At 59.5% G+C, this 6,069-nt stretch carries 7 protein-coding genes and 1 pseudogene; 4 read left to right on the plus strand and 4 right to left on the minus strand.

Annotated features, from left to right (window positions below; translation table 11 throughout):
• Window positions 1-14: 14 nt before the first annotated feature.
• The 3 genes from CLV97_RS07080 to CLV97_RS07090 are packed head-to-tail and all read right to left on the minus strand — an operon-like array spanning window position 15 to window position 2,504.
• The gene (locus tag CLV97_RS07080; RefSeq protein WP_106344826.1) at window positions 15-872 is read right to left on the minus strand and encodes a shikimate dehydrogenase; all 858 of its coding nucleotides are present in this window, start codon (window positions 870-872) and stop codon (window positions 15-17) included.
• A gap of 13 nt (window positions 873-885) precedes the next feature.
• Window positions 886-1,986, minus strand: a complete 1,101-nt coding sequence (yqeH, locus tag CLV97_RS07085; RefSeq protein WP_106344827.1) for a ribosome biogenesis GTPase YqeH — start codon at window positions 1,984-1,986, stop codon at window positions 886-888.
• Window positions 1,983-2,504 (minus strand): YqeG family HAD IIIA-type phosphatase, encoded by a 522-nt coding sequence (locus CLV97_RS07090; protein ID WP_106344828.1) that lies wholly within the window; start codon window positions 2,502-2,504, stop codon window positions 1,983-1,985. Before CLV97_RS07090 ends, yqeH begins: the two co-directional genes overlap by 4 nt.
• A gap of 309 nt (window positions 2,505-2,813) precedes the next feature.
• Here CLV97_RS07090 and CLV97_RS18075 point away from each other — a divergent pair, with 309 nt between their 5' ends.
• The 3 genes and pseudogenes from CLV97_RS18075 to CLV97_RS18565 all read left to right on the plus strand — a co-directional run bounded on the left by CLV97_RS18075 (window position 2,814) and on the right by CLV97_RS18565 (window position 3,962).
• Window positions 2,814-3,311, plus strand: a complete 498-nt coding sequence (locus tag CLV97_RS18075; protein WP_170070395.1) for a methylated-DNA--[protein]-cysteine S-methyltransferase — start codon at window positions 2,814-2,816, stop codon at window positions 3,309-3,311.
• 95 nt (window positions 3,312-3,406) lie between these two features.
• Window positions 3,407-3,538, plus strand: a pseudogene (locus CLV97_RS18560) (Ada metal-binding domain-containing protein); the annotation flags it as partial.
• A 253-nt stretch (window positions 3,539-3,791) separates the two neighbouring features.
• Window positions 3,792-3,962: a helix-turn-helix domain-containing protein gene (locus CLV97_RS18565; protein WP_245891417.1), complete on the plus strand. Its 171-nt coding sequence runs from the start codon at window positions 3,792-3,794 to the stop codon at window positions 3,960-3,962.
• A 63-nt stretch (window positions 3,963-4,025) separates the two neighbouring features.
• Here the strand turns inward: CLV97_RS18565 and CLV97_RS07105 are convergent, their stop codons facing one another.
• A complete protein-coding gene (locus tag CLV97_RS07105) occupies window positions 4,026-5,696 on the minus strand; it encodes a pyruvate oxidase (protein WP_106344839.1) in 1,671 nt (556 codons plus the stop codon).
• Window positions 5,697-5,842: 146 nt separating this feature from the next.
• Here CLV97_RS07105 and CLV97_RS17855 point away from each other — a divergent pair, with 146 nt between their 5' ends.
• Window positions 5,843-6,064, plus strand: coding sequence for a hypothetical protein (locus CLV97_RS17855; protein ID WP_146130427.1), 222 nt, complete (start codon window positions 5,843-5,845; stop codon window positions 6,062-6,064).
• Window positions 6,065-6,069 lie beyond the last annotated feature (5 nt).

Raw genomic sequence — 6,069 nt, forward strand, 5'->3', positions numbered from 1 at the left:
CCCTCTTTCCCGGCTCATCCTCCGCCCGCCGATTTCATCGCCTCTTCCAGGGCCTCCCGCATCACGTCCACGGGCGCCGGCTTTCCCATCCAATGTTCAAAGGCCAGGGCCGCCTGGTGGAGCAGCATGCCCAGCCCCCCGTGAATCCGGGCGCCCCGAGCCTCCGCCTCCCTCAGAAGAAGGGTTTTCCGCGGGCGATAAATCAGGTCGCTCACGATCATCCGCTCGTGCAGGAACGAAGGGTCGATCGGAATCGCCTCCGTCTCCGGATACATGCCCACGGAGGTGGTCTGCACCAGCAATGTCGTCTCCCCGACCACCCGCTCCAATTCCGACAGGGAGACGGCCCGCGCATCCGCTTTCCGGAGAGAGGCCGCCAAACGCTCCGCCTTTTCCCTCGTCCGGTTGGCAATGGTGATCGACTCCACCCCGGTTGTCGCCAGCGCGTGGGCCACCGCCCTCGCCGCTCCGCCCGCACCGAGGATCAACACCCTTTGTTCCGAAAGCTCCAATCCGGTCTCGTCGACGAGGGACCGAAGGTATCCCTCTCCGTCCGTGTTGTACCCGATCAACCGCCCCTCCTGCGCGACGACGGTGTTGACGGCGCCGATTTCCCTCGCGGTCTCCTCCACCTCATCCAGATGCTCGAGGACAGCCACCTTGTGGGGAATGGTCACATTCCACCCCCGAAAGCCCAGGGCACGCATCCCCCGTACGGCGTCCCCCAATTCCGAGGGCGAAACGTCAAAGGCCAAATAGACGAAGGGAAGCCCGCAGGCGCGAAACGCCCGGTTCATCATCTCCGGCGACTTGGAGTGGCCCACCGGATGGCCGATCAGCCCCACCACTCCGGTTCCGGCATTCATCCTCATCCCCCCGACATGTTTATATAATCGCCGGCCGCACTTCCACGGGGATCCCGCGCGGAGCCCAGACGTGGATTTCAGCCTCCTTTTTCCCCGCCACGATCCATCCCAATCCGGGGATGACAAGATCCTTCTTCTCGCCTTCAGCCAGCCGAAACTCACGCCGCTCCATCTCCGGCAGATCCGCCGATTCCGACGGGGGGGAGAGCAGCTCCCCCCGGTGGCGGGAATACACTTCATCGGCCTTTTCCCACTTGGTCCGGTGTATGTACAGGTCGTTGGAAACGTAGCAGACGAAGGGCTGCCTCGGCCCCTTCACGAAGTCAAAGCGAACCAGACCGCCGAAAAACAGGGTTTGGCGGTCGTTCAGCTGATACACCCGCGGATGAATCTCCCGCCGGGGAACGATCACCCGCAGGTCTTCCGGCGACACCCATTCGCTCAACCGATCCCGGCGGACGATGCCGGGCGTGTCGATCAAGGCCCGTCCTTCCTCCAGCGGGATGCGGATCACATCGAGGGTGGTTCCCGGGTAGGGAGAAGTGGTGATTTCGCCTCCGCCCTCTCCCTCCTCCCGCAGGATGCGGTTGATCAAAGTGGATTTCCCCACATTGGTGGTCCCCACCACGTAGGCGTCCCGCCCCCGGCGATGCCGCTCGATGGCGTCGATCACCTCGTCGATATGAAAGCCCTTGGCTGCGCTGCACAGGACGACCCCCACCGGGCGGAGGCCCAGCTTCTCCGCCGACCGGCGAACCCACTCCCTCAGGCGGTTCCGTTTGACCGACTTGGGAAACAGGTCGATCTTGTTCGCGAGCAGCAGGAGATCGTTCCGAGCCAGGTACTGTTGGATGCCGGGGATCCAACTGCCGGCAAAATCAAACAGATCGGTGACCAACACGACCAGGCTGTCCGTCTGCCCGATCCGGCGGAGCAGCTGCAGGTAGAGGTCGGGATCCTGCTCCACCCGCGCCACTTCATTGTAATGGCGGATGCGGAAACAGCGCCGGCACACGGGATTCTCCCGCTCAAGAGCGGACTCCGGCACATATCCCGGCCGTGCGGGATCCTCCGTCTGAAGAAGGGCTCCGCACCCTTCACACCGGGTACCTTCCGTCATCGGCGGTCCTCCCCTTCCAACAGCCCCCGCTTGCGCATGAAGTTAAAAACCACCCGCTCCATGCGGCGGTTGATTCTTGTCCAAAAGCCCTCCACATTGGAGACGGGAGCCACCAGAATCGTATACAGCCCCAACCGATTCCCCCCCAGCACATCGGTAAACAGCTGATCCCCGATCATGGCCGTCTCTTCCGGACGGCTTTCCAAGCGCCGCATCGCCGCGATAAACGCCTTGGAAAGGGGCTTCTTCGCCCGGTGGATGTACGGCACCCCGAGCGGAATGGCGAATCGGGAAACCCGAGTCCGGTTGTTGTTGGATACGATCATGACGCGGAAACCCATCCCCTGAAGCTGGTCCAGCCAGCTGACCAACCGGGGGGTGGCGTCCGGGCGGGTCGACTCCACCAGCGTGTTGTCCAGATCGAAGATGGCCGCCTTGATCCCGCGCCGCTGAAGTTTCTCAAAATCGATTTCATAGATGGATGCTGCAAAATGCTTCGGTATGATCGCTTTCAGCACGGGCCCACCTCTGAGAAAAAAGTCCGATCATTATCGGCAATAACTATACCACATACCCGATCCGGTGTGCAAAAGAATCCGGCAAATCAAGCGGGATATCGAAGCCGCGCTCTGCCGCGCGCCGACCAGCCCGGAACAAACCTCCGTCTACCGGTTCCATGCCCCCGTGGGGGATGGCCCGCAAAAAGGACGAATTCGCGGAAAAAATCCCGCAGCCGCACCCCCGAATTACTCCGCAAAAACACCGGACGACCTTTCCTTTTGTCCGTGATATCTATAAAATACATCCCATCCATCGGAGGGAACGCGGTGAAAAAATTGTACCTGGCCACCTATGAGTGGGAAGGCGGAATCTGCCTGGCGTCCGACGGGAAAACGCTGCAGGCGGCGGGATTTGATCCTGATCGGGTCGTATCCCGGTTGCGGAAGCATTTTCCCCGCTGCCGGATCGAGTGGAATCCGGCCAAATTGGAAACGGTTCTTCGGCAATTGGAGGAATATCTTCAAGGAGAACGAAAAGCCTTTGATGTTCCCGTCCATTTGCGTGGAACCCGGTTTCAGCTCCGGGTGTGGAACGAAATCCGAAAAATCCCTTACGGTCAAACCGAAACCTATGGAAACATCGCCAAGGCCCTGGGGGATGTCCGCCTTTCCCGGGCCGTGGGCAGAGCGGTCGGTACAAATCCCGTCCCCTTGATCATCCCCTGCCACCGCGTCGTCGGCACCAGGGACCGGCTCGGCGGTTACCTGGGCGGTCCGGCCGTGAAGAAGCGGCTGCTGGAACTGGAGGGGGTTGGAAGCCTGTGAACCGATCCATCGGCTCGTCTCGGATCATACTCTTGCCGGCCTTGCTTTCGGAAAGTCATGGGAAAGGGGTGCAGATGAAGATGCGGCCTGAAGCCATGTGGGAGGCGGTCGTCCGATGCGACGGCCGGTATGACGGCCTCTTTTACTACGCCGTGAGGACGACGGGAATCTTTTGCCGTCCTTCCTGCAGATCCAAAACGCCCCGGCGGGAGAATGTGGAATTCTTCTTCGACCGGGAAGAGGCGCTCCGGAAAGGGTACAAACCCTGCAAACGCTGCCGTCCCGACTTGCACACATCCACATACGATCCCAACAGGGAATGGATCCGGGAAGTGAAAAACATCCTGGCAAGGGAATACGACAAGCCTTGGACCCTCCAAAGATTGTCCGAACGGATCGGGATCAGTCCGCACCATCTGCAACGGCTGTTCAAAAAAAGAGACCGGGGTCAGCCCGAAACGCTTTCTCGAACGGATTCGCGTGCAACAGGCAAAACGCCTGTTGCGAAGCGGAAACCAAAACGTCACGGAAATCTGCTACGCAGTCGGTTTCAGCGACCCCTCCCGGTTTTATAAGGTGTTTCGTGAGGAAACGGGTTTTTCGCCTTCGGCTTTCAGGCGCAGGAAGAACGATGAATGCTCGGCCGAGTAACCGGCTCACCCGAGCTTCTTTCACCGGGAGATGACGGTGGACGTCAGCTCGCCCCTCTTCTCCTCAGTCAAACCATTCCTTCAACAGATGGATCGCATAATTCTTCGCCTGGGAAAAAGTGATGACCGCCGGCATGGGAGGTTCGTCGGGGTCGACCAAAACGTCGATGATGACCGGCTTCTTTATCGTAAAGGCACGCTGCAAAGCCTGCCTCAATTCTTCCCTCGTCTCCACCCGAAAGCCGATTCCCCCGCAATCTTCGGCAAACCGGGCGAAGTCCGGGTTTTTCAGGTCGGTTCCGAATTCGGCATTGCCCATCACTTCCTGCTCAAACTTGATCATGGCGATCTTTTGGTTGTTCAGGACGATCACCACGATGGGAAGCCCGTATTTGACCGCCGTGACAAAGTCGGACATGAGCATGCCGAATCCGCCGTCCCCGCAAACCGCCACCACCTGCTTCTCCGGAAAGGAAAGCTTTCCCGCGATCGCCCCCGGCAGACCGCAGCCCAGGGTGGCCAGCCAGCTGGACGTGATGAATTTCTGGTCACTCAGCATGAAATTGCGCGCCATCCAAACGGTGACGTTCCCCACGTCGCAGGAAATGATCGCATCTTCCTCCAGCACTTCCTGAAGGGCGACGGGAACCGTCTGGGGGCGCAAAGGAAGGCGGTCGCTCATCCCTTGTCGTTTCATCTTTTCCCGCCAATCCTTCATTTTCACCTGATACTTTTTCAGAAACGCATCATCCTCCCGAACGGCCAACCGTTCCGTCAGATGCTTCATGGCGATGGCCGCGTCTCCGGCCAGCCCCACATCCACCGGATAACGCTTGCCGATTTGCCCCGGATCGGTGTCGATCTGAACGGTTTTCACGTCTTCCGGCAAAAACCCGGTGAAGGGGAAGGAGGTGCCGACCATCACCAGGGTTTCCGCCTCCCGCATGGCCTCGTAGGCCGGTTTCGTCCCCAGGAGCCCCAAACCGCCAAGGCAATATTCGTGGGTGTCCGGGATGGCCCCCTTTCCCGGAAGGGTGACGACCACCGGCGCCTTCAGCTTGCGGGCCAATCCCAACAGCTCCTCCCGGGCGCCATGGGTTCCCTTGCCCGCCAGGATCACCGTTTTTCGGGGTTCGGACAACAGGTCGACGGCCTTTTCCAAATCCTCCGCCCGCGGCAGGATGACAGGACGAACGTGAATGGCAGAGGTCACCCGGGCCTCCCGCTCCACTTTGAACCGGGGAACATCGTCGGGAATGCTCAGATGGGCCACACCCCGGTGAGTCAACGCCATGCGGATCGCCTGATTGGCGATGGCCGGCAGCTGTTCCGCCGACATGGCCCGCTGGTTGTACACAGCCACGTCGTCGAACAGCCGATCCAGGTTCACCTCCTGGAAATAATCCGTTCCGATCAGATCCGTCTCCACTTGCCCCGTAATCGCCAACACCGGCGCCCGATCCATCTTCGCGTCATACAGCCCGTTGAGCAGGTGAATCGCCCCGGGGCCGGCGATGGCCATGCACACCCCCAGTTTTCCCGTCAATTTCGCGTAGGCGGCAGCGGCCAACGCTCCCGTCTCCTCATGGCGCACCTGGATGAAGCGGATGCTCTTCTTTTTTCGCAGGGGTTCCATCAGGGCGTTGATGGAATCCCCCGGCATGCCGAAAATGACTTCCACTCCCCAATCTTCCAGAATATCCATCAGCACTTCCCCAGCCGTTTTTCCCGCCATCTTCTTTCCCTCCCGCCGGATTGGGTTGTTTTTCCTTTGAAAATGATTGCCAGGGAGCGTCTCTTTCATGTACAGCGGGATTGAAACCCGACTGGAAAAGGAATCCAAAACCTCCGTTCCCTTCGGACGAGTCGGAGACAGGCGCGATGTCCCGCGCCGATGCAATGCCAGCAGAACCTCTGCAAAACAAAAAAGGCGGATTTCATCCGCCTGAGATTGATGACAAACCCCCTGGCTCTTTTCGCAAGAAAAGCGCCAGGGGTTGCATGTTTATGGGAAATAAACAGATAAAGGAAATTAGATTTGGTAAATTAGGCGGATCACAAAGCCTTTTCCTCTCTTCGAGAGGAGCAAGGCCATTTTTTTGATGTTT

Source organism: Planifilum fimeticola (genome assembly GCF_003001905.1).
Taxonomy (GTDB): domain Bacteria; phylum Bacillota; class Bacilli; order Thermoactinomycetales; family DSM-44946; genus Planifilum; species Planifilum fimeticola.